Raw genomic sequence first — 22,355 nt, 5'->3', positions numbered from 1 at the left:
GCAAGTCGTGAAATCAGCCTGTCGTCATGAATTTTTTGACTTAAACTTATCAATGAGGTGACCGATAAAGGTTTATTCCCACAGATAAAAAAATGGAGGAGCAAGGATGCTTCTTGTTGTTGCTGTTGCCTGCCTGATTGTTGCTGTTACTGCTATTCTTTCGGTTATTGAATCTGCCATTATTTATGTTGATGATCTCAGGCTAGCCACAATTCTCAGACACAAGCCGGTCAACAAGGCCGACATTAAATACGTTATCAAGAACAAGGAGGCTCACCTGTCCTCCATGGTCACTTTGATCACGCTGATCAGTATTGCCGGAAGTTCGATGATAGGAGCTATTGCTGCCAGACATTTTAATGACACCGGTTTGGCCATATTCACTGCTCTTCTGACCTACTTCATGTTGGTATTTGCCAAAATTTTACCAAAGCTGTTTGCGGTTCAGATGGCAGAGCCCGTACTCAATCATTCTGCCCGTTTCGTAAGAGTTATCTGCTTTCTGCTTCGGCCAATGCTCAAGATGACGCTGGTCTGGGCCAGACTGTTCAGGATTGAGAATACTCAGGAGCCAAGTCGGGACGAGCTGAAAGGCATCATTCGTCACTTCAATAAGTCCGGTGTGATAGAGCGTGAAGAGCGTAAAATGGCAGAACTGGCTCTGAAAATGAACCAGAAGACTCTGGCAGCCTTGACCACGGAGGATGGTCCTATGGTCTGGCTTGCCTCTGATTCCAGAGTGCAGGACATTCAGGCATTCATTTGCGAGCATTCCTACAAGCGCTATCTGGTTGTGAACGATGGCGAAGTAGTGGGTATTGTGCACTATCGTCATATCACTAGCTGTCTGGTTAATGGCCTTGCCGATAAAACGGTCGGAGAGTTGGCCAGACAGGTTGTTTTCCTGGAAGAGCAGTGTACTTTGCTGGATGCCGTAAAGGCTTTTGGCAAGGCCCGGGCTTCTGTCGCACTTCTTGCCGGGCGCAATCCGGAACAGACCCGAATGATCACGGCCAAACAGGTTTATCGAGCTATCCTACAGGCTTCCTGAGTCTGTAGACCTCCCTGCCTCCCATCTTATTGCCTTCCCTGAAACTCGTATTCATTCATCGATTATTGCAAACTGAATGACAGTTTTGATCTGTTTAATTTTTATTTCTTGGTTCTGAAACTATTTAATCTGCCATAGCGTATGTGAAGACAAGAGGACAATTATTTTTTTCGAATATCAAAGAGGTAAAGCAAATGACCAGAGCAAATCACTCATTTTTAACTGGAGGCATATGGGCCAGATTGATCATGGCTCTGACACTGATTTTTTCGATGCAGGCTATGGCCGAAGACGAGATTTATACCGGGCTTTTCAGCGATAAGGCTGTCAGTGGCTATGACCCGGTGGCTTACTTCACTGAAGGTAAGCCGGTAAAAGGTTCCGATAAATTTTCTACCCGCTATAAGGGTGCTGCCTGGTACTTCAGCAGTGAAGAAAATAAAAATCTGTTTCTGGAGTCCCCGGAAAAGTACGCTCCTCAGTACGGCGGCTACTGTGCATGGGCTGTAGCTCATGGTAAGACTGCCAGTGCTGATCCTCGGCAATGGAACATCGAAGATGGTAAGCTTTACCTGAATTACAACGGGTCGGTTCAGAAGAAATGGCTCAAGGATAAGAAAAAACTGATCAATGAAGCTGATGACAACTGGCCGAAAGTGATCAATTAAACCCACTGGTTTCGTAAGTACCTAACCAGTTGGTTTCGCATATTCTGGACGGCGGCTTTTTCCACCCTTCTGCGTTCCAACTCTGGTTGCGTAGCTACGGCTACGCGCCCGTCGTTGCGCCTTGAAGGATGAAAAAATCCACTCGCCAGAATATGCGAAACCAACTGGCCAGGTACTTATCAAGTTCCGGGTAAGGTCTGGTTTACTGATGATCTGAGACTTTACTCATCTATCCCATTAATACGATGAGTCACATCACTTTAAATCGGGTGAAAGGACTTTTTGATCTTTGAGAAATGGAATTGTTCGCATGAAAAAGCGCGTGATACAAGTTTTTAGCTGGTTAACTGTCCTCTGGATAGCCAAGGTGTTTTTGTTCTCCCTGCCCTACAAGTTCAGTGGGCATCCGGATACCCAGCATATCTTTGGAACCATCGGTCAGTGGATGCAGGGGGTTATAGGTGTTTCCGTGGGGGAGTGGTTCAGCAGTTATGGTGCTATTGCCGTTGGACTTGCAGAATTATCCATCAGTTTGCTGCTGTTTCTGCCTGTCATACTGTTCATTAAAAATAAGTTGAGTACCGATGAAAGTGAAATCAGTCAGAGTCTGATACACAGTCTGGGTGGGCTGGCAGCGTCTGGCATCATGGTGGGAGCGGTTTTCTTCCACCTGGCTACACCTCTGGGAATAGAGGTATTGCACCAGGGGAAAAGTGACGGCGGTTCTCTGTTCTACGCCGCTGTATCCATCCTGGTGTTGGGGCTGATCATGGCGATGGCCAACTTCTCTTTGGTTAAAGAAGAAAAGCTGGCAAGATCTAACCCTTAACTCCCCGGGGACACTTAATCTGGAAGTGATCATTATGATAGTTCGTACGTTGCTGGTTTTGGGATTTATCTGGCACGCCTTGAGACAAAGAGTAAAGCCCTGGCTGTTTTTTCAGTTGAATGCGGATTACTTCAATGATTCCAAAGGGCTGTACTCGAAGCTTGATATGGATCAGTCCATTCCCAGACGGTGGCGCTTGCAACAGAGCCTGGATACTGATGGCACAAAGCCGGAGCAATACCCGGTTTTTCTGAAACCTGAATGGGGACAGAACTCCGCCGGGGTTATACGGATCGATAATGAAATTCAGCTGGAGGCTGCAAGAGCGAATCGCGCTCAGGACAGTGTGCCCTACCTGATTCAGGAGGGTGCTCAGGGGAAAAGAGAGTTTGAAGTGTTTGTGATTTGCTCCCCGGATTCCAAAAAGTGCCTTAGAACACTGTCCGTAACTCAGGTTCTGAATACCAGCAATGATGCACATCCTGTCAATGGTATTTACAACAGCGAAACGTTTTATCTGGACAAAACCCACGAGCTGAATAGAAAACAGGCCGATCAGCTGGCTTTGCATTTGAGTCAGGCCGGGCCGTTTAGAATGGCTCGCTATGGTATCCGGGCTGACAGCATCGAAGCTCTGGTTCAGGGGGAGTTCAAAATTTTTGAAATCAATCTCTTCCTGCCTATGCCTCTGGTGCTGTTAAGCAAGAATCTGGGGACTTTCGAGAAGTTGCGGCTGATAGGCCAGTTGACCGGTCAACTGGCACAAGTGACCGGTGAAATTCCAGAAGCCCGTAAACGGAAATCTATTTTCTTCAGGAAGCTGTTTTATCTGAATCGGCTGAATTTTAAAAAGCTGCCAGCCAAGACCGAAGAGGAGATGGTGCTGTGAAATTTATCAGGAAAGCGGTTTACAGCTACATCAGCCAGAAATTCATGAATGGCTGCACTCAGTACAATTCTCTGGAAGTTCGCAAGAGCTGTCGTTCAAAAGCTCAGGCAAGAGCGGCATTCAGTAAAAATGATATTCCTCATGCTCAAGGTGAGATTTTCATCAATCCATGGAAGGCTATTCGCTTTGCCAGACAGCATGGCTTTCCTTTGGTCGTTAAGCCCAATGTCGGCGGTTTCTCAAGAGGCAGCTATTTTCCCATTCGCAACTATCGTGAGTTATGGAAAGCGGCTTTGCTGGCCAAAATCTGGTGGCCTGCCAGTGTGGTAGAGCAGTATCTGGAAGGAAAAAACTATCGGGTTCTGGTGGCGAACGGTGAAGTGGTGTCTGTGATTCAGCGTTATGCTCCTTTTGTTACTGGAAATGGTGAGGACTCGATCAGCACCCTGATTGATCAGGAGAATGCTATTCGGAAGGAGATGGGGCTTCTGGATTGCATGTACCCGCTACAGAAAAGTGAACAAACCAGAACCTATTTAGCGAGACAGGGCTTTGATCTGAATTCCGTTCCGGCTGATCAGGAGCAGGTAAAGCTTTTCCATCGAATTGCCCTGGCACCCGGCGGTGTCATTGAAACCATTCCGGTCAATAAACTGGCCAGAGAGAATATACGACTGATGGAAAAAGTGCTGGCTACTTTCGATGCCAATATTCTTGGTATCGATGTCATCATGGAAAAAGGCATAGAGCATAGTCATAAAGATCAGAAATGTATTCTTTTGGAGGTGAACTCTCGTCCTTACGTGAAAATGCACGACTACCCCAGATATGGGGAAAAAGAAGATATCTCCGGGGTGTTTGAGGAACTGGATAAACTCCAGGTCGCTCAGACTGATATTTTCTGAGACAGGGGAGACAGGAGTGCATTACTTTTTTCAGTTCTCAGGCATTCACGCATTTCTGGTCGGTCTGTTGCCGTTCTTTATGCCCACTCTATTGTGGCAACAAGGTTATAGTCTGACCGAAATAGCTGTGTTTATTGCCCTGTCCGGTTTGGCTTATCTTTTTACCCTGTGGGTTTGGGAACACCTGAGATCTGAAAAAGGCAGCGTCCGGGTCGTAAGAGCCTCGTTTTTGACTGAGGTCCTGCTGGTGGCGGGACTGTTTTCCTTTCAGCAGCAAGCAGACAGCGGAGCCACAGGACTTATTCTACTGGCCATTCTGAATGGTATTTATGGCTGTTTCTACTGGATGGCTCAACGACTGCTGTTCAAATCCATCAGTCATAGTCGGAATTCCGGTCAGCACTTTGGCAACTTCCAGATATTGGTAGCAGTGATGCTTAAAATCGGCATAGTGGCGGGTGCATTTCTGTTGGAGCAATCGAGTGACTTGATTCTGTTTATACTCAGCGTACTGATTTCAACAGCAGGTGTTGCTCAAACTTTCAAAACCAAGGTGGCTGTTGAAATCAACACAGCGTTTTCGGCACCGGCTGTCCGTGTCTCTGAAGTGCTCCGATTTCGTGATAGTTTTGGCTCCCGTGGGGTGTTTTTTGTAGATGGTCTGTTTCTTTTTCTGGAAAGTTATTTCTGGACTCTCTCACTCTATTTTATCAATAGAGAAAGTCTGCTCGAGCTGGGTGGGATGATGGTGATTCTGGCAATCGCAGTCGCTGCCCTGTTTAAACTGGTACAGACTTTTATTGACCGTATGTCCGCTATCCGTCTTTTCCGCTGGGCCATTCTTCTTTATGCATTCAGCTGGCTGCTCAGGGGGATGGTGGATGAAACGCATTCAACGCAGCAGCAGTATGGAGTTATTCTCGTCATTGCTTTCCTGACCAGCCTGTTCCGTTTGTCATTCAACAAAGTGTTTTTTGATCGTTCTGATAAAACGGGTACCCATACCTACCTTTTACTGAAAAGTTACTGCTCTCAACTGGGTGTCGCTGTTTTGTTTATTGTTACAGCTCTGTTCCTGCATCAGGGAAAGGCACCTCTGGAGGCACTTCAGGCTGTGTACTTTGTTTCATCCATTTTAGCCTTGGTTTATTTCCGCTATAGCTGGCAGACCGGAGCTGTCAGGGTGGATGGAGAAGCCATGAGCGGAAAAAATAATCTTCTGATAAAAACTCGATAGATAGTTAAGAGAAAAGGATATTTTTATCATGCGTAATGATTTTGAGCGGATACTCCGGGGTAATCAGGAAGCGGTTGAACAGATGATCGGTTTTGTTTCTGGTTTGAGCGCTGATGACTACCGATTCACGGACTCCGATCTTTTTCAAAGTACCGTCGGGCAGCACTTGCGTCACGTTCTGGATCTGTATGAAGCGATCCGCTCTTCTTCTGAAGAATGGGTGGATTATGATCTCAGACGCCGGGGGCTTTTGCTGGAGCATGAAAAGAACGCGGGTCTGGCAGAGTTAAAAGATTTGCAGCAATGGTTAAAGGCGCTGAAAGCAGGGGATCTGGATTCAGATGTTGAAATCAAAACCGAGGTTCTTTTGTCAGAAAGCAGCAGCGTGCGACTAAAATCCACCCTGGGAAGGGAGCTGGTTTTTGCCAGCAGTCACCTGACTCACCATCTGGCAATGATGGCGACGATCGCAAAAGTAGCAGGCAACAATATAGACCCTTCCGTGGGTATGGCTCCAGCGACGTCAAGCTTTAACCGGGGTCAGGTGGTGGCTTCCTGAACGGAGTGGATTTCGTCTTCAGTCAGATAGCGCCACCTACCCTTTTTCAGATCAGGGTCGAGCGTGATAGAGCCAATCTGTTCCCGATGAAGGGCCGTTACACGATTACCCAGAGCCGCAAACATGCGCTTGACCTGGTGGTACTTGCCTTCATGAATCGTCAGCAGTACTTCCTGATCAGACATAAATTCAAGTTGCGCAGGGCGGGTTGGCTTTTTCTCCCCATGCAGCTGGAGACCTTGTGCAAACTGTTCGATGGCTGACTGATCCAGAGGCGAAGCCAGTTCTACCCGGTAACGTTTTCCGCACTTTTTAACCGGTGACGTGATTTTGTGGGACCACTGACCATCGTCTGTAATCAGCACCAGCCCAGTGGTATCCACATCCAGCCGGCCGGCAATCCTGAGGCGATCGGATTTAATGACATCCAGCAGATTAATAACGGATGGATACATCTCGGCTCCTGTTCCTGAGGGCGTCGTACAGAGAGTATCCGCAGGTTTGTTGAGCATAATGTAACGAAATCCCACCAGAGTCAGCGGTGTTCCATCCAGAAGTACTTCAGCATCGTCAGAAACCTTACAGGCAGGGTTTTTGACGACAGAGCCCTCTACAGTCACTGACCCGGTTTTCAAAAGCCTTTTGCTTTCTGAGCGGGTCAGTTCGGTGCTTTCACAAAGAAATTTGTCGAGTCTCACTGGCTGACCTGTTCCCGGGCCCAGTTGACGAAGGCCTTCCGGGTTTTTGGATCGGCTTTTTCAAACCAGTAGCGCAACATGCTGGCACTTATATTGGCCTCATCATTCTTATTGGCAGCAGAGCCATAGGTTTCCTCATTCTGAGTAGCATTGGCAAAGCCTGTGTTTGTCTCTGCGAAGACACCCATGCCTGAAAATTCACTGGCCGCTGCCGGACTGTTGGTACGATTAAACTTTTGGACGTCTGCTGCATAGTTGCGCCCGAACTGGATACCCTTGCTGGGTAAAATGGCAAATTCATAGGGAACGGCTTCGCCCTTGTCATCCTTCAATGAAATCTTGCTGGTGGGGTTGTTGTTGAAAGCTTCGGCCTGACGTATGTCTCTCAGGTTGGGAACATCAATGCTGTAGTGCTTGCCAGTTGCCGGATGGAAGGTCAGGACAAAAGGTTTGGAAGTAAAGCGACTTCGGTCCCCGCCATTAGTGACGGTATCAGATAACTGGAAAACAATCTGATGGCGCACATTGGTAAGAGAAATGGGCCCGTTAGCTTCTACTTTAAAGTCGAGGTCTTTGGCATTGGTGCCGTCAAGAACCAGTAACTCAGATTTGACCGGTAACTGAAGGGTGGCCTGTTCTGCTCTGGATTCAGCCGCCGAGACTGAAGCGACCATGAAAAAGCCAAGAGTTGACGCCAGGAGTCTGTTTAGCCATGTGCGATGATGCAGTCTTGAGCGCTCAGAGAGGCTGAAAAAGTCGTTTAAAAGAGAGCGCATAGATATCCCCTTATGCAACTTATATTAATGAGGGTAAGAAAAGCGCTACAACATGCCGGACTCAGGGGCTAAAAGCAAGTGGCTTTTGGGAGGCTGAACTCTGGTCAGCCGGTTTGCCTCGGTGATGTGAAGACTATTGCGAGCATAATTAAGTACTCAGCCATACGGAATCGAATATTTCTGGCTTATTGGGCAGGTGCTCTGCAAGGCGCAACGGCGGGAACATAGCAAGCTATGTGACCAGAGTTGCAACGCACCACGACTGCATGGATGCAGGAGCTAGCAGCCTGTCGGACTTAAGTCTGCCCTACGCGGCAACTGCTCCTGCGTTGCTCTAGCTCCTGCATCCGTGCAGTCGTGCGGTTGCGATAAATTGGTCTAAAAATTCCTGCCTCTTCGTCAAATAGCCCCGCTATTCTCCTCAGAAGCAGAAATTTTTATCCTCAATTTCTCGCAATCCTCGCTACGGGCGCTTAAGTCCGACAGGCTGCTAGAGCAACGCAGGAGCAGTTGCCGCGAGTGCCTGAACAATGAGTCAGAAAATATGATTTCGTATGGTTGAGTACTTAAGTCCATGGAACCAAATCACCATAATGATGTCAAAACAGAATATGCCTGATTATTACATGTGGTTAGTTAACTAATGATTGTTCGATTTAAGTATGAATTATGCAAAATATCAAAAACACTTTTGCTTCGCCTTTATACTCGCAGCCTGACCCTGAAGGATGCAACACTCAGTACTGCTCAGAGGGACCTGAGGACAGAGGCTCAACGACTGCAATAAATCCAGAGTCTCATTTCCAGAGCAGTGATCAAACCAATGATCCGGCATGCTTCAAACCCGGTAATTTTTCGTTATCTGAAAGACAGGCTGCAATCAGTTCAGTAGAACAAACGTATCATACACCTGATTTGACATCAGCTTCTGACCAGAGCTTGCCGGAGCAGTCATCAGCCAGCTGTCCTCCCCTCAGCGTTCTCCTGGGGCCTCTGCCTGATGACATCATTCTGGATACTCTTCCTTGTTTTCACGAAGCACCGTCCTCACCTTCTCAAGAAATTACGATAGAGGGTGTCCAAAGCTTCAGGCATGAATTACTCGAATTTCAAATGAAACTTGATCAAGAGTTTCTTGATAGAAAGTTTCTTGATACAGATGGTCTGCAGTTCCATAACTTGATCTACAGTAGATTGGCTTTGCTCAAGCGTCTCGCTAATAAATATCAGGTACTCAAAGACAGTTCATACAAACTTGTTGATTGGTTCAACACAATAAGATTGGCCGACAAAAGCGAATATGTCGTATTGTCCAAACAGCTGTTTTTGAGTGATGATATGAGTAACGTAACACTGCAGCTGGCCCTGAACTATCGTGTTCTCGAGAGAATGCTATGTCGATGGTCCCCCAAGGATGCTTCCCCGGGCCAGCAATCAATCAGCTTTCTGAGTGAGTCTATTGTATGCCATTTGTCCTGTATTTATGGTCTTGTGGAGAGCATGATAAGACACGCTGATTTCAGAAGAAATATTGCCCTTCGGGCGCCCGTTGAACCAAAAATCAGGAAGTACCACTCAATTTTGCATGCGCCCCCCCGGAAAAGACCTGACTTAATGACATGTGAGGCTTACAGACTAAATGAAGAGATAAGCAATCTGCTCACTACCGTTGCTACGGCGACGTTGGAGATCCAGAGCAAGAAAGATTCTCAAGATATCGTGAAAATCGCCTCTGGATGTCTTTTCAGTTCAATTGATCGATACAGGAATGAAGGGTACGATCACGAATTCCAACCCGTCTGCGTTGACAATAAGACGATTGGTCAGCATTTATTCTGTGCAGAGTTGTTCCATGCAGCTTTAATGTCAGGACGATGGGATGTAGTTAATAAGGTTTGTGAAACAACCAGTGGAATAGTTTTCCATAACGACTATTCACTGGAAAAAGTTATTCAAAGACTTAAAAAAAATAATACGGCAGAGATCAACATTGAAAGCTGGCATGATGGTCTTAATGAATATACACAAACCCGATCCTATCCCCTGGACCGTTATTTCGCCCTTGGGATTGAAGCTTCTTCCGTCTACCTGAGTACCCTGCTTGCTCACAAGGAGAGTGTCACAGAGAACCAGTCACCATTAATAAAGATAAAGAAGACAGAAGAGCTGCAACACATACTTAATGTTCTGAGCCCATGGGCAGCCCAGTTGCAGGAGCTTGGCTTATTGACCAATGAAGCCGTGGAATCCTGTAAATACCATCGTCGATTATCACTCGCCAAACTAAGAATACAGACTCTGACCAACAATCACGAGTTGGCTATCAGGAATAGCTTTGATGAGGTCAAAAAAGTCATCGTGCAAGGTACCGCCACGGATGGGATAACAAATGACAATCCGCAACAGCTTCCTGAATGCCTGAAATCACGGTTGGCACAAACTCTGATCCAGAATAATGATATTTTAAAGCTCATAAATAAAGAGTGCGATATATACAATCCAGACATTAACATCACAGAACTAGACAGGAAATCCTGTGAATGGCTAATCAATATTTTTGCAAACATTGCCCTATCACCACACACTGAATTGCTACTGACGTTCTCCCACTGCAGTTATTACTGTGCAATGCTCATTGAGCATATTTGTGAGTGCGTTTCAATTTTCAGTGATCTGGAGGGCTGCATTACAAGCATTCAAACAAGTGATCCATCAACCTCGCTTAAGGTGACCAAAGAGAAATGGAAAGAAAAAATCAAAGCAAATGCTTCCGGGATTAAAGAGAAAATTGATCAATTTGATAAGATCAATCAAAACATCAAAACCTGTTTCAAAGATGCTTTCAGGCAATTGAACAAAATCAGAGAGCAAGTTGTTGCCGGGCAAGACAAATGTCTGAAGATTGTCCTGTTCGAATCAATCAAGGCTACTTTATATCATGGTTTACGACAACTTCAGCATTTGAATACGGCACTTGTTACCGTTAGCAGTAAACGTATCGATATTCTCAAAAGTGAATTTCCCACTATTGCCAACCTTGAGCAGTCTACAGTCAGTTGCAGGAAGAAAATTAATAAAAATATTGCTTTCATAGCAGGTTGCGTAAAAGATCTGGATAATTCTAAAGAACTATCACTAGCGAAAACTGCTGACAATAATGAACCGAATCCAGCCCAGATTAAAAATGGCCGATTTAAAAAACAAGCCAGCAATAAGCCTGATACTCTGGCAAATTTTGTCGTGAATACATTTTTCAGGGTAGATACTCAGGAGACTCTCGAGACAAGAGCTTATTTTCATGAGCAAATAGCCAGCGAAGTACAGGCGTTGAATCATAAAAATAAACCTGTGGTATATCTGGGAAGCCGTGCTTATCAGACGCAGGTTCAGTCACGCTGGGGGAGCCAGGCATTAAAACGGGCAACCGGCAGCGATCTGTTACCGGGCGAAATATCCCGGGAAGTTATTGAGCGCTCAGTCACGCCAAGGGATACAGATCTTTTGGTACTTAACAAAGAGCAATTCAGTGAGATCAAAGAAAGACTCTATGACCGGCTGGAGGAAGCTGCCCGGGCAGGTGGTTACTTGCCTGAGAAATGTGTGCTGCTTACCACCAAAGTTGGGGAGGAACTTTACTACGGAAAAAAATGCTTTTTCTGCAACCTCATTCTTCGTTTAAAAGAAGGGTATACAAAGAAAGACTGGGTTTATGTGGTTGACTTGATCACCCCTGTGGATTCTGGCCCGTCAACCCTGCTGCCTTACGATTCCCCCGTGCTGGCTTCCGGTAATCCGACCCTCGCCAGACCCCTTACCAGCATTATGATTGACGAACTCAACCTGGCAGTCGGTCAGGCTGCTGGCCCTGCCCGTGCACTGATGGCAATGATGCGCATTAATGTTCTGGCAGCCCTTGAATCTTCAGAGCCAAAGCTTGATTCCATATCAGGCATTGTACTTATGCATGTTCTGGAGCGTCTTCAGGACAGTTACCCCGATCCAGCCCTGGGCAAAATGGCCAGCATTCTCCGCTCCAGAGCATTTAACGGGGTTGCTTATGAAGAAACGTTTGTGCCTGCCCCGGACGTTTCCAAGGCATAAAAGAGCGATGTTGGAGAGGGACAGAAAGCGTTCTCCTTACCCTGAGGCTCAGGCAGGTGAGAGCTCAAGCACAGAATGACTCCAGTCATCCTGCCAGATATCCGCTTTTTTGACGGACAAGGGTTCTTTAAAGTCAGGACCATTGATCACCAGTGTGTGAAAGTCGCCTTCTTCTCCAGTGGGGCAGATACCTCTGGCTTCTATCTCATCGGCCAATGACGGTGTCAGTATTCGTCCGAGAAAACTTTGATCCAGTGATTCATTCTTGACGCTGACAATCAGGGCCTCCTGGCCCACCGAGAACATATCTTTCAAAAGCTGTTTACGGTTGTAGTGCCAGAGGGGGTAGCAGGTCTGGATAGGAGTATCTTTAAGAATCCGGTCGTACCAGTCCTTGTGGGCATCCAGGTCGATATCACCAAAAGCAAGGTGACTGACAGAATACTCACTGATAGTGGTTGCCAGTGCCTTTTTTAATCCCTGTTCATAACCTCCAAATCCGGCAGAACCAAAAATGATAGGGGTTCCCAGACAATCAGCCTGAGCCTGAAGAACCTCCTGATGCAGTCCATGGGCACTGGTTCTCTGTTCACCTTCTTTGAGCATAGTGAGCAGACAGGCGGGTTTGGCGCCGCTTTGGCTGGAAAGCCATCGAGCAAAGCAACCGTCCTTGCCGCCACTCCAGGAAGTGGCGAAAAGAGATCCTGAAGAGGGCAATGAAGCCTGGGGAGAAATATTCATTACTGCGCCTGAATGGTTTGAATGATGATGCCCTGTGCCTGGAGAAATCGTTCACAGCCACGGACAAAGTCCAGAGCCTGGGGACCATCGCCATGTATGCACAGGGTCTCGGCCCGGATAGCAATTGTTTGGCCATCCACTGATGTCACTTGTTTGTGCAATACCATGTCTCTGATCTGGTCGAGGGACTTTTGCTGGTCTTCAAGCATTGCGCCGGCCTGATCTCTGGGGGTTAGCTGACCCGTACTCTGGTAGCTGCGGTCGGCAAAGACTTCGCTGGCGGTCTTCAGGCCAATGGCTTCAGCCTGAGATATAAGGCAACTATCGGCTAACCCATAGAGAATCAGTTCCGGATTAAATTGATAAATCGCTTCGGCTATGGCTTTGGCAAGGTTCGGGTCCCGGGCGGCCATATTGTACAGGGCTCCGTGAGGTTTTACATGGTGAAGCTGACCACCTTGAGCAGTGACAAAGGCGTTTAATGCGCCTGTCTGGTAGAGTGTCAGGTTATAGGCATCTTCGGGGCTGATGTGCATGTTTCTTCGACCAAAGCCCTGCAGGTCCGGTAAGCCGGGATGAGCACCGACGGCGACACTGTGTTCCAAGGCCAATTTTACCGTGTTGGCCATGATATTCGGATCACCCCCATGAAAGCCGCAGGCAATGTTGGCAGAACTGATATACGGCATGATTTCGCTATCGTTTCCCAGCCTGTACTGGCCAAAGCTTTCACCCATGTCGCAGTTCAGATCCAGTGTCAGAGCTTTATCAGTATTCATTTTGGATTTGCTTCCAATAATATTCAGCCGCTATGGCCAGACGGTTCAGGCTGATTCTCTGTTCTATCAGTTCCCGCTGTGCTTCTTCCACACTGACTTCCCGGAAGGTCAGTGTGTCCGATGGCTTCAGCTGGGCGACTCTGGGCAAGTCTGCGGAGATGATGTTCCCGATTTTGGGATATCCGCCAGTGGGCTGACAATCACTCATCAGAATAATGGGTTGACCATTCGGAGGAATCTGAATGGAACCCATGGCTGTCCCCTCTGTGATCAGATTTCCGGGATAGCTGCATTCGATCTTTTGACCACTGAGACGATAGCCCATCCGGTCAGAATCCGGGCGGACAGAGTAGCTCTGGTTCTGGAAAACATTCAGGCTTCGTCCGGAAAACCATGCCGTTTGTGGGCCCCGGATAAAACGAACAGGCTGAACATGTTCCTGATCCTCAAGATACTGCGTAAACCCTTGGCCCACAGCAATATCAGGTTTGAAATTTTTCTTTGCTGCCCAGGCGTTAAAGCCAAGCCGGTCGTTCTCTTTCAGTGCCCGGCCGCCAAGGCCGCCGATACCCGCTTTCAGATAAGTACTGCAACTTCCCAGAACTTGCCGGGCCTGAAAGCCGTTTTTAATCGCCAGATAACCCCGGCAGCCTGTCCTGAGACTGCCAATTTTCAGTGTTTGCCCTGCTTTAACGGCGGTTACGAAGTTACTGGCGATGGGATGAGTATCCACGGTGGCATCGACACTTCCTCCACTAAGACAGATCACGGTGGACTTATGAAATTCCAGAATGGGTCCTGTCAGAGTGAATTCCAGCAGTGGGGCATTCTCCGGGTTACCCAGTATCAGGTTAGCGACTCTGGCTGCAAGAGAATCCATGGCGCCGCAGGTTGATAAGCCCAGATGTCGAAGGCCGTATCTACCAAGATCCTGGATGCTGGTCAGCATTCCGGCTTGTTTGATGGTCAGGCTCACCTTTGTGCCTCCATTTCCTGATGCTCTCTGGAGGAAATAGCGGTGAACTTTACTCTGTCACCCGGCTTGAGCAGGGTGGGGGGGTCGTTACTGAAGTCCACCAGAGAAACAGGGGTGTGACCTATCAGCTGCCAGCCTCCCGGGGTAGAAAGAGGGTAGATACCTGTTTGCTCACCGGCGATGCCAACGGAGCCAGCCGGAATCGTTAGACGTGGATTATCAAGTCTGGGCGTCGCCAGTCTTTTATCCATTCCACCCAGAAAGGGAAAACCCGGAGCAAAGCCAAGAAAGTAAACGTCGTAGGTGGCTGAAGTGTGAAGATCAATCACTTTTTCAGTTTTTAAGCGACAGTGTTTGGCTACACGATCCAGGTCCGGAGCAAAGCTGCTTTCGTAGCAGACCGGTATTTCAACAAGATTGCCAACGTTTGTCTGACCCACCTCGAGTGTTTGCAGGATATTGAGTATTTTTTCTTTCAAAGCCTCATAAGGTATTGCTGATTGAATCTGGCAGGGATCGTAATAGACAGTCAACGTTGTGTAAGCCGGAACCATCTCAATTATTTCAGGGTATGCTGCTTCGAGAACTTGTTTTGCCGCTGTGTGAACGATCAGGTTTATTTTGGGACTGATCCGGTCACCAAAACACAGCATTAGAGCTGAGTCACCCAGAGGGAAGCACTCACAGGGATGGTTCATATTATCGTCATATTTACAGAGTCCGCAGCCGATTCTAACATAGGATTGGGTTATCAAGCTCGTCGATCACGTAAGGGTAAAATGATTTTTGGAAAAGAAACGAATACCCTACCTTCAATAAGGTGCGAGGTCTTACAGGGCAACATCTACGTATGGCATCCACTGGCTGAAGGCGATGTTGGTGTCAGACGGGTATGAGGCGTATACTGCGGGTTTTGTATTTTCCCTGTCTTACTCTCTGATCCACTTTATATGACTCAGACCATAGAAACAGATGTTGTTGTAATTGGCGGAGGCATTGCCGGGCTCTGGCTGTTCAACACCCTCAATCAGCAAGGCTATAAGGCCCTTCTTCTGGAAGATGCTACCCTCGGTGGTGGTCAGACGATCAAATCCCAGGGGATCGTTCATGGCGGAACCAAGTACACTTTGACTGGCACTCTGACCAAGGCGGCAGAGTGTATTGCCGGCATGCCAGACCGCTGGCGCATGGCTCTCAGGGGGGAAGGTGAGGTCGATCTGTCGGGAGCCGCTATACTCTCTGAGTCCCAGTACCTTTGGTCTCCCGGTGATCTGGGTTCCAGGCTCACCTCATTTTTCGCCAGCAAGGCTCTGCGAGGCCGGGTGGAGCAGTTGAAGAAACCGGAAGACTTTCCTGATATTTTTCGTCATGAAGCGTTTCGGGGCAAAGTCTATCAGCTCAATGAGATCGTGCTGGATATCCGCACGGTCGTTGATGCACTGGTGAAAGGTCTGGAAGACCGGATTCTCAAGGTGGACTGGTCTGAAAACACCCGTATTGTCACTGAAGGCAAGAAAATAGATTTCATCGAGCATACCCTTGGGGGCAAAACCCTGCAAATCAGGGCTTGCAAGTTTGTTACCACGGCGGGTGAAGGCACCGAGGACCTGATGAAGCTCTGGGGACTCTCCCGGCCAGAGATGCAGAGAAGGCCGCTTCATATGGTTATGGTTCGGCATCGTCATCCTGAGCCGCTCTTTGCGCATTGCCTGGGTACCAAGCCTGTTCCAAGAATGACAGTCACCAGCCATCCGGATGGTGAAGGTAATTGGGTCTGGTATCTGGGTGGCGAAATCGCAGAAGACGGGATGGAACGCACACCGGAAGAACAGATCCGGGTGGCCCGACGTGAGCTGACTGCATTATTGCCATGGGTTAATCTGGAGGATGCCCAATGGGCGACGATGTTTGTAAACCGGGCCGAACCCAGGCAGAGCAAACTGCTGAGACCGGATGCTGCTTTCATTCATGAGATAGAAAACGGTATTGTTTCCTGGCCGACCAAGTTGGCGCTGGCACCCAACCTTTCTGATGAGGTCATTAAAGTGTTGAACAGGCAGCAACTCTCACCTTCTGGCAATGAAGGCTTTGCTTTGCCAGAGGATGTTCAGCATCCTGAAATCTGCCAACCCTTCTGGAGTGGGGCATTCGTCGATCATGACTGATTACAGGCTTGAGACAAGAACCATTGCAGGCACCGATATCCGGGTTTCTCCCATCGGTTTCGGAACCGTAAAGCTGGGCAGGGATCAGGGAGTGAAATACCCATCCGGGTTCAGGATTCCGGATGATAGCGAGGCCAGAGAGCTTCTGGAACTGGCACAAACCCTGGGTATTAATTTGCTGGATACAGCGCCAGCCTACGGCACCAGTGAAGAACGATTGGGGTCTTTACTAAAAGGTCAGCGAGACAACTGGGTTATCTGCAGTAAAGTCGGTGAAGAGTTTGAGAACGGTGAGTCTCGTTTTGATTTCACACCGGAACATATTCGTTTCAGTATTGAGAGAAGTCTGAAACGGCTGAATACTGATCGGATTGAAATGGTGCTGGTCCATTCCAATGGCGATGACGTCAATGTCATTCAGCACTATGGCTGTCTGGAAGTACTGGAAGCATTAAAAAGAGAAGGCAAAATTCTGGCGTCAGGCATGTCTACCAAAACCGTTGAAGGCGGCATTATGGCCCTGGAAAAGTCGGATATCGCCATGGTGACTTATAACCTGAAGGAACAGGCTGAGAAACCGGTACTTGATTACGCTCTCCGGAACGATAAGGGCATTCTGATCAAGAAAGCTCTGGCCAGTGGGCATGTTTGTCTGGAAGGTGAAGATCCGGTGGAGAAAAGCATGGAACTGGTTTTCTCTCATCCTGCGACTTCGGCGGCAGTGATTGGCACCATTAATCCTTTACACCTGAAGAGCAATGCAGAGTCGTGCGCCAGAGTCATCAGACGTCTTGGGAGCTGATTCCCTGGCGGCCAGGTTAGAGAAAAAAGGTTTTTATTGGCGCGGGGTTCCCATGTTTTTGTACGCCGCATCCATCACTTCAACTGTTGTCAGTGACGGGGTGTCGGCCAAGATTCCAGCTGCCTGCTGACACAGGGATGCGTACTCATCAAAGCTCCAGCCTGCGTCTCTGTGAGCTGAAAAATCTTTACCCAGAAGGTTAACTAACTCTCGTGAATTGCAGAAAGTCTGCAGTTCCTTCAGGTAATCACGTAGTAGGCCTGCTTCACGTGTCAGCTCTGGCCTCTCTTTTTTCAGGGCTGCAAGAGAAGCATCGAAAGGAATGGCGGGTGCTGCTCTTCCAGGTGGCTTAGGAGCCGCTTTGGCTTCAGGTTGAACCCTGTTTTCCTGAGCCGGTATAGTTTGACTGACCGGTTGGCGCTTGCTGGAAGTTTGCTTGCTACTGAATGAATCTTTGCTAACAGGGTCTGAATGAATTCTTTCCTTGATACTCTCTCGGTACTCGGTGTTCAGGAAATGACCCTCTCCTTTCATGGCGTAGTTACGGTGCAGGCTTTTGAGGTCTTTTTGCGTAGCTTCTAAAATTCCCTGAACTTCATTTAAAGCACTCGCGATCTTGCTTTTTGTTTCAGGGGGTAATTGTTGACTCTTCATAGTTCTGTTCAGATTTTGCTTAATTTGGTGAGCCTGTTCAAAGCATTGGCAGGTCAGAATAGTCTGGGCCTGGATAGCAGAGTACCGGTTGCCGGGAGAAGAATATCCTTTTGAGTTGGGTAGTTCTTCCACCAGGCATTCAGTCAGTGCGGGATAAGATTTAAGCTGATCTCGAATGGAGTCAGGATATGTAGAGTAACTCAGTTCTTGCCGCTGAGCCCTTAACGGTGCCATGCACTTATCCAGTGCATCTCTGAAAGACTGCCCATGATCTGTGGCATTTTTTAGTGGCTGAGCGCTATTTCTTGCTTTCGACAGCATCATGGAAAGACCGGCTTCCTTGAATGCTTTTTGAACATGAGGTTGCAAGGCTGCTTGTCCGGATTTTCTGGTCAGGTTAGCCAACAGGTCTTCCAATTCACCCTGGTTTTTGGCGTGCTTGTTAATCACTTTCTGAACAGACTCAGAACTGCCATTTTTGTTGTTTACTGCTTTTTTGACATCATCCAGTGCCACCATAAATGCTTTGACGGCTTTCTTCTCAGTGGCTTTCTTTTCTTTCGCTGCGGCTTTATCAGAATTGCTGACACTGCGGGAGAAGAGGCTTTTTATCGGTAGTTTCTTGCCTTTCCCGTTTTGAGGGACCGTATTTTCAATGGAGTATACTGAAGAGCCCTTATGGCGTCCCCTGGGTTTATCAACTTTATGTTGAGCATGTTCAGACCATGTCGGGCTGATAGAAATCTTTTCGCCGCCGTTGATAATACCCATTACTCTATCCCTGAATCTTTGAGTGCTTTCAACTTATTATAGAGGGCAAAGTTCTGGAGAGTGGCTAGCCTTGGGTTTTGGAGAAGATAGCCGCTAACCGTCGAAAAGTTGGCGGCAATCCTGTTGTTTTACGATAAAAGTATCAGGCGGATTCTTTAGATTTGTCCTTCCTGATTTTTTCAACAATGGCCGTTGTCGAACAGTTATCCAGGAACGCCAGAACCTTCACTTCGCCACCGTATTCGTAGACGATAGGAGCACCGACCACTTCATCAATGGTGTAGTCACCGCCTTTTACCAGAACGTCAGGTTTAACCATTCTGAGCAGGTTTTCAGGTGTATCTTCTTCGAAGCATACGACCCAGTCCACCGCTTCAAGGCCTGCCAGTACCGCCATTCTGCGATCTTCCGAGTTAATGGGGCGGCCTTCACCTTTCAATCTTTTTACAGAAGCATCGCTGTTGATCGCCAGTACCAGCCTGTCACCCTGCTTTCGGGCCTGCTCCAGATAACCCACGTGGCCGGCATGAACAATGTCGAAACAGCCGTTGGTGAAGACGATCTTTTCGCCATGGGCCCGGGAATCTTCCAAGGCAATTTTGAGCTGATCGGGGGTCACAACGCCACGCTCTGCGCCCAGTTCTCTGTTCACCTCACGGCGCAGTTCCGGCATGCTGACCGTTGCAGTCCCCAGCTTGGCAACCACAATACCGGCTGCAATATTGGCCAGAGCGGCTGCTTTGGGCAGCTCAGCCCCCGCTGCAAGTGCAGTGGCCAGAGTGGAAATAACGGTATCTCCGGCGCCGGTCACATCAAAAACTTCACGGGCTCTGGCTGGCAGGTGCAGTTCCTTTTCGCCTCTGCGAATCAGGGTCATGCCGTGCTCACTGCGGGTGATCAGCATGGCGTCAAGCTCCAGCTCGTCCAGTAACTGGTGACCTTTGGTGATCAGTTCCTGCTCATCTGTGCAGGGGCCAACAACGGCTTCAAATTCATGCAGGTTCGGGGTAATGATACTGGCACCACGGTAACGCTCAAAGTTTGTACCTTTCGGGTCAACAAGGACCGGAATGCCTTTTGTACGTGCCAGTTTGATCAGCTGCTGTTGGTTCTGCAGGGTACCCTTGTTGTAGTCAGAAAGAATGACAGCCCCCATGTTTTTCAGCAAATTGGCTGCTTTTTCTTCCAGAATATCGCTGCTGAGAACGGAGAAAGGTTCTTCCTGATCCAGGCGAATGAGTTGCTGATGCTGGCTGATGACCCTGAGTTTGGTGATGGTAGGCATATCTTTCAGTCGGGCAAAATCGCAATAGACTCCGGCCGCTTCCAGACGGGTCTGCAGGGAGTCGGCTGCTTCATCATCTCCGGTAGCGGCTATCAGCCAGGTCGGGGCGCCCAGAGAGGCAATGTTCAGGGCTACGTTGCCAGCGCCGCCGGGGCGATCTTCTACATTGGTGACGCGAACAACAGGTACTGGTGCCTCAGGGGAGATTCTGGAGGTGCCGCCGTGCCAGTAGCGATCCAGCATGACATCGCCGATCACCAGAACCCTGGCTTCATTAAATCGTGGCAGAGTCAGTTTCATTCAGTGTCTTCCGCTTCGGTATTTAGGGGTCCTGCCAAGTGAGTTGGCCGAGCTTCCGGTAGGTTTACCACGAAATCGTCTTGAAGGGTAATCATGGTAAAACCCTAGCAGCCTGTCGGACTTAAGCGTCCGTAGCGAGGATTGCAAGAAATTGAGGATAAAAATCTCTGTTTCTGAGGAGAATAGCGAGCTATTTGACGAAGAAACAGGGATTTTTAGACCAATTTATTGCAACCGCAGTAGGACAGTCTTAAGTCCGACAGGCTGCTAGCTTTTTTAAAGAGTTCAATGTTGTAATGGCTGCGAAGAAGCCAAAGGTATGACCTCTATGGCTTCTTCCTGCTCTTCCTGGAACTGCATCTGGTGCAGTTTGGCATAATGACCTTCTCTGGCCAACAGTTCGGAATGAGTACCGCTCTCTGCAATTTCGCCTTTATCCATCACAATGATACGGTCGGCATTCTCAATGGTGGAGAGTCGATGAGCAATCACCAGCGTTGTTCGATTCTTCATGACTTCATCCAGGGCCGCCTGGATATGACGCTCGGATTCGGTATCCAGGGCCGAAGTGGCTTCGTCAAGAATTAGAATGGGAGCGTCCTTCAGAATAGCCCTGGCTATGGCCAAACGCTGACGCTGGCCACCCGAGAGCAGTACGCCATCTTCGCCAACCAGCGTGTTCATGCCCTGAGCCATATTTTTGATAAATTCATTGGCATGGGCGGCTTCGGCAGCCAGGTGAATGTCAGAATCATCTTTGTCGCGCAGGTCTCCATAGGCTATGTTGCGAGCCACTGTATCATTAAACAGAGTGACATTCTGATCCACCAGAGCAATATGACTGCGAAGGTTCTTCAGGCTGTAATCATCAATGGGCGTATCATCCAGAAGGATTTCACCCTGCCCGTGAGGATAAAAACGGGGAACCAGGTTGGCCAGTGTGGTTTTTCCCGATCCCGAGCGACCCACCAGAGCAATAGTCTCACCCGGATTAACAGTGAAGTTAATATTCTTCAGGGCGGGTTTGTCAGTATTCTGATATTTGAAAAACAGGTTTCGAAACTCCAGCTTGCCTTCAACTGTTTCCTTTTCAAAGGTGCCGTTATCAGGTTCGGAAGGCTGGTCAGCCATTTCAAAAATGCTCTCTGCTGCGGCAATACCTTTCTGGATGTTGGCATTCACTTCGCTCAGCTGACGAATAGGCTTTGGCAGCAGTGCCGCAGCCGTGACAAAACTCACCAGAGAAGCGGTGGTTGCATCTCCTTTTAGCCACAGCACGAGGAAGAACAGGATGGCGAGGGCCGTGTTTACCAAGAATTGCAGGGTGGGCGTATGGACAGCGGAAGCCTTGACCATTTTCAGCCCCTGACGGGTATTGCGATCACTGGCATTAAAAAAGCGGCTGGTTTCATAACTCTCACCACCAAAGCCTCTGACTACCCGGTAACCATTGATCGATTCGGAACTGACGTGGGTCAGATCCCCCATGGATGTCTGAATCTTCGAACTCAGCTTACGGAAACGTTTGCTGGCGGTACTGACCACCAGGGCAATGATGGGAGCAACGCCGATGAATACCAGGGTGAGCTTCCAGTTGGTCAGGATCAGATACCCGAACAGAAAAACAACGGTCAGGCCTTCCCGCACAATAACCTTGACGGCATCGGTAGCTGCCGAGGTCACCATACCCACGTTGTAGGTGATTCTGGCAATCAGGTGTCCGGAATTGTTGTTGTCAAAATAGTTATTGGGCAACTGAATCATTCGGTTAAACATCAGGCAGCGCAGGTCGTGCACAACCGATAAGGACACCTTGGCCAGGAAGTAGTTGCCCAGAAAGGAACCAATCCCCCTGAATATGGCAATAGACAACATGACGATGGGAATCAGGGCCACCGAAGTCATGATAGAGGCAGGAAGAAAACTCCCAAGGTCCCTGTCAATAGTGGCAAAGCTGCCTTCAAGTGCTTCAACAAAATATTCCAGCAAACGGGCAAAAGCTGGCTGGCTGAGCGCAAACATGACATAGCCCATTAGACTGAGGGCAAAAAAGCCCGAGTAGGGCTTTACATAGCTGAGAAGGCGCAGGTAAATCTGCAGGCTTCCCGACTTGGCGTGTTCCGACATGGCCACTGTAATCAGTTAAAAATGAGGGGCCTATTCTGGATG

At 48.4% G+C, this 22,355-nt stretch carries 19 protein-coding genes; 10 read left to right on the top strand and 9 right to left on the bottom strand.

Annotated elements, in window-relative coordinates; genetic code table 11:
- Nucleotides 1–106 precede the first annotated feature (106 nt).
- The 7 genes from P6910_RS19410 (at nt 107) to P6910_RS19380 (ending at nt 6,138) form a co-directional block, all read left to right on the top strand.
- The gene (locus tag P6910_RS19410) at nt 107–1,051 is read left to right on the top strand and encodes a CNNM domain-containing protein (RefSeq protein ID WP_317142900.1); all 945 of its coding nucleotides are present in this window, start codon (nt 107–109) and stop codon (nt 1,049–1,051) included.
- 194 nt (nt 1,052–1,245) lie between these two features.
- Nucleotides 1,246–1,719, top strand: coding sequence for a YHS domain-containing (seleno)protein (locus P6910_RS19405; RefSeq protein ID WP_317142899.1), 474 nt, complete (start codon nt 1,246–1,248; stop codon nt 1,717–1,719).
- A gap of 310 nt (nt 1,720–2,029) precedes the next feature.
- Entirely contained in the window at nt 2,030–2,548 is a 519-nt protein-coding gene (locus P6910_RS19400) for a hypothetical protein (protein ID WP_317142898.1), read from the top strand.
- A 34-nt stretch (nt 2,549–2,582) separates the two neighbouring features.
- Nucleotides 2,583–3,437, top strand: a complete 855-nt coding sequence (locus P6910_RS19395) for a hypothetical protein (protein WP_317142897.1) — start codon at nt 2,583–2,585, stop codon at nt 3,435–3,437.
- A complete protein-coding gene (locus P6910_RS19390; RefSeq protein WP_317142896.1) occupies nt 3,434–4,342 on the top strand; it encodes a cyanophycin synthetase in 909 nt (302 codons plus the stop codon). Before P6910_RS19395 ends, P6910_RS19390 begins: the two co-directional genes overlap by 4 nt.
- A 16-nt stretch (nt 4,343–4,358) precedes the next feature.
- Complete coding sequence (locus P6910_RS19385) at nt 4,359–5,579, top strand: hypothetical protein (RefSeq protein ID WP_317142895.1); 1,221 nt, start codon at nt 4,359–4,361, stop codon at nt 5,577–5,579.
- Nucleotides 5,580–5,607: 28 nt separating this feature from the next.
- Nucleotides 5,608–6,138: a DinB family protein gene (locus P6910_RS19380; protein ID WP_317142894.1), complete on the top strand. Its 531-nt coding sequence runs from the start codon at nt 5,608–5,610 to the stop codon at nt 6,136–6,138.
- Here P6910_RS19380 and rsuA read toward each other — a convergent pair.
- On the bottom strand, nt 6,120–6,836 hold the full coding sequence (gene rsuA, locus P6910_RS19375) for a 16S rRNA pseudouridine(516) synthase RsuA (protein WP_317142893.1): 717 nt from the start codon (nt 6,834–6,836) through the stop codon (nt 6,120–6,122). The genes P6910_RS19380 and rsuA overlap by 19 nt on opposite strands.
- Complete coding sequence (locus P6910_RS19370; protein ID WP_317142892.1) at nt 6,833–7,612, bottom strand: DUF2057 domain-containing protein; 780 nt, start codon at nt 7,610–7,612, stop codon at nt 6,833–6,835. Before P6910_RS19370 ends, rsuA begins: the two co-directional genes overlap by 4 nt.
- A gap of 1,113 nt (nt 7,613–8,725) precedes the next feature.
- Between P6910_RS19370 and P6910_RS19365 the strand changes: the two genes are divergently transcribed.
- Entirely contained in the window at nt 8,726–11,713 is a 2,988-nt protein-coding gene (locus P6910_RS19365) for a hypothetical protein (protein ID WP_317142891.1), read from the top strand.
- Nucleotides 11,714–11,761: 48 nt separating this feature from the next.
- Here the strand turns inward: P6910_RS19365 and P6910_RS19360 are convergent, their stop codons facing one another.
- From P6910_RS19360 to pxpB, 4 genes are read right to left on the bottom strand one after another with little or no spacing between them, the layout of a single operon-like run.
- Nucleotides 11,762–12,454, bottom strand: coding sequence for a diphthine--ammonia ligase (locus P6910_RS19360; protein ID WP_317142890.1), 693 nt, complete (start codon nt 12,452–12,454; stop codon nt 11,762–11,764).
- Nucleotides 12,454–13,233 carry a 5-oxoprolinase subunit PxpA gene (locus P6910_RS19355; RefSeq protein WP_317142889.1) on the bottom strand — a complete coding sequence of 260 codons (780 nt, stop codon included), beginning with the start codon at nt 13,231–13,233 and terminating at the stop codon, nt 12,454–12,456. The genes P6910_RS19360 and P6910_RS19355 overlap by 1 nt, the downstream gene beginning before the upstream one ends.
- Nucleotides 13,223–14,209 carry a biotin-dependent carboxyltransferase family protein gene (locus tag P6910_RS19350; protein WP_317142888.1) on the bottom strand — a complete coding sequence of 329 codons (987 nt, stop codon included), beginning with the start codon at nt 14,207–14,209 and terminating at the stop codon, nt 13,223–13,225. Before P6910_RS19350 ends, P6910_RS19355 begins: the two co-directional genes overlap by 11 nt.
- Nucleotides 14,206–14,907, bottom strand: a complete 702-nt coding sequence (gene pxpB, locus P6910_RS19345) for a 5-oxoprolinase subunit PxpB (RefSeq protein WP_317142887.1) — start codon at nt 14,905–14,907, stop codon at nt 14,206–14,208. Before pxpB ends, P6910_RS19350 begins: the two co-directional genes overlap by 4 nt.
- Before the next feature lie 252 nt (nt 14,908–15,159).
- On the opposite strand from pxpB, the gene P6910_RS19340 reads away from it, so the two are divergent.
- Nucleotides 15,160–16,374 carry an FAD-dependent oxidoreductase gene (locus P6910_RS19340; protein WP_317142886.1) on the top strand — a complete coding sequence of 405 codons (1,215 nt, stop codon included), beginning with the start codon at nt 15,160–15,162 and terminating at the stop codon, nt 16,372–16,374.
- Complete coding sequence (locus tag P6910_RS19335) at nt 16,367–17,176, top strand: aldo/keto reductase (RefSeq protein WP_317142885.1); 810 nt, start codon at nt 16,367–16,369, stop codon at nt 17,174–17,176. Before P6910_RS19340 ends, P6910_RS19335 begins: the two co-directional genes overlap by 8 nt.
- Before the next feature lie 33 nt (nt 17,177–17,209).
- On the opposite strand, the gene P6910_RS19330 is transcribed toward P6910_RS19335, so the two are convergent.
- The 3 genes from P6910_RS19330 to msbA form a co-directional block, all read right to left on the bottom strand.
- A complete protein-coding gene (locus P6910_RS19330) occupies nt 17,210–18,601 on the bottom strand; it encodes a hypothetical protein (protein WP_317142884.1) in 1,392 nt (463 codons plus the stop codon).
- Between the two features lie 142 nt (nt 18,602–18,743).
- Nucleotides 18,744–20,186 carry a bifunctional D-glycero-beta-D-manno-heptose-7-phosphate kinase/D-glycero-beta-D-manno-heptose 1-phosphate adenylyltransferase HldE gene (gene hldE / locus P6910_RS19325; RefSeq protein WP_317142883.1) on the bottom strand — a complete coding sequence of 481 codons (1,443 nt, stop codon included), beginning with the start codon at nt 20,184–20,186 and terminating at the stop codon, nt 18,744–18,746.
- A gap of 285 nt (nt 20,187–20,471) precedes the next feature.
- Nucleotides 20,472–22,313 carry a lipid A export permease/ATP-binding protein MsbA gene (msbA, locus tag P6910_RS19320; protein WP_317142882.1) on the bottom strand — a complete coding sequence of 614 codons (1,842 nt, stop codon included), beginning with the start codon at nt 22,311–22,313 and terminating at the stop codon, nt 20,472–20,474.
- Nucleotides 22,314–22,355 lie beyond the last annotated feature (42 nt).

It is taken from the genome of Endozoicomonas sp. 8E (assembly GCF_032883915.1).
GTDB lineage: Bacteria > Pseudomonadota > Gammaproteobacteria > Pseudomonadales > Endozoicomonadaceae > Endozoicomonas_A.
This window is presented reverse-complemented; position numbering and strand designations above follow the sequence as displayed.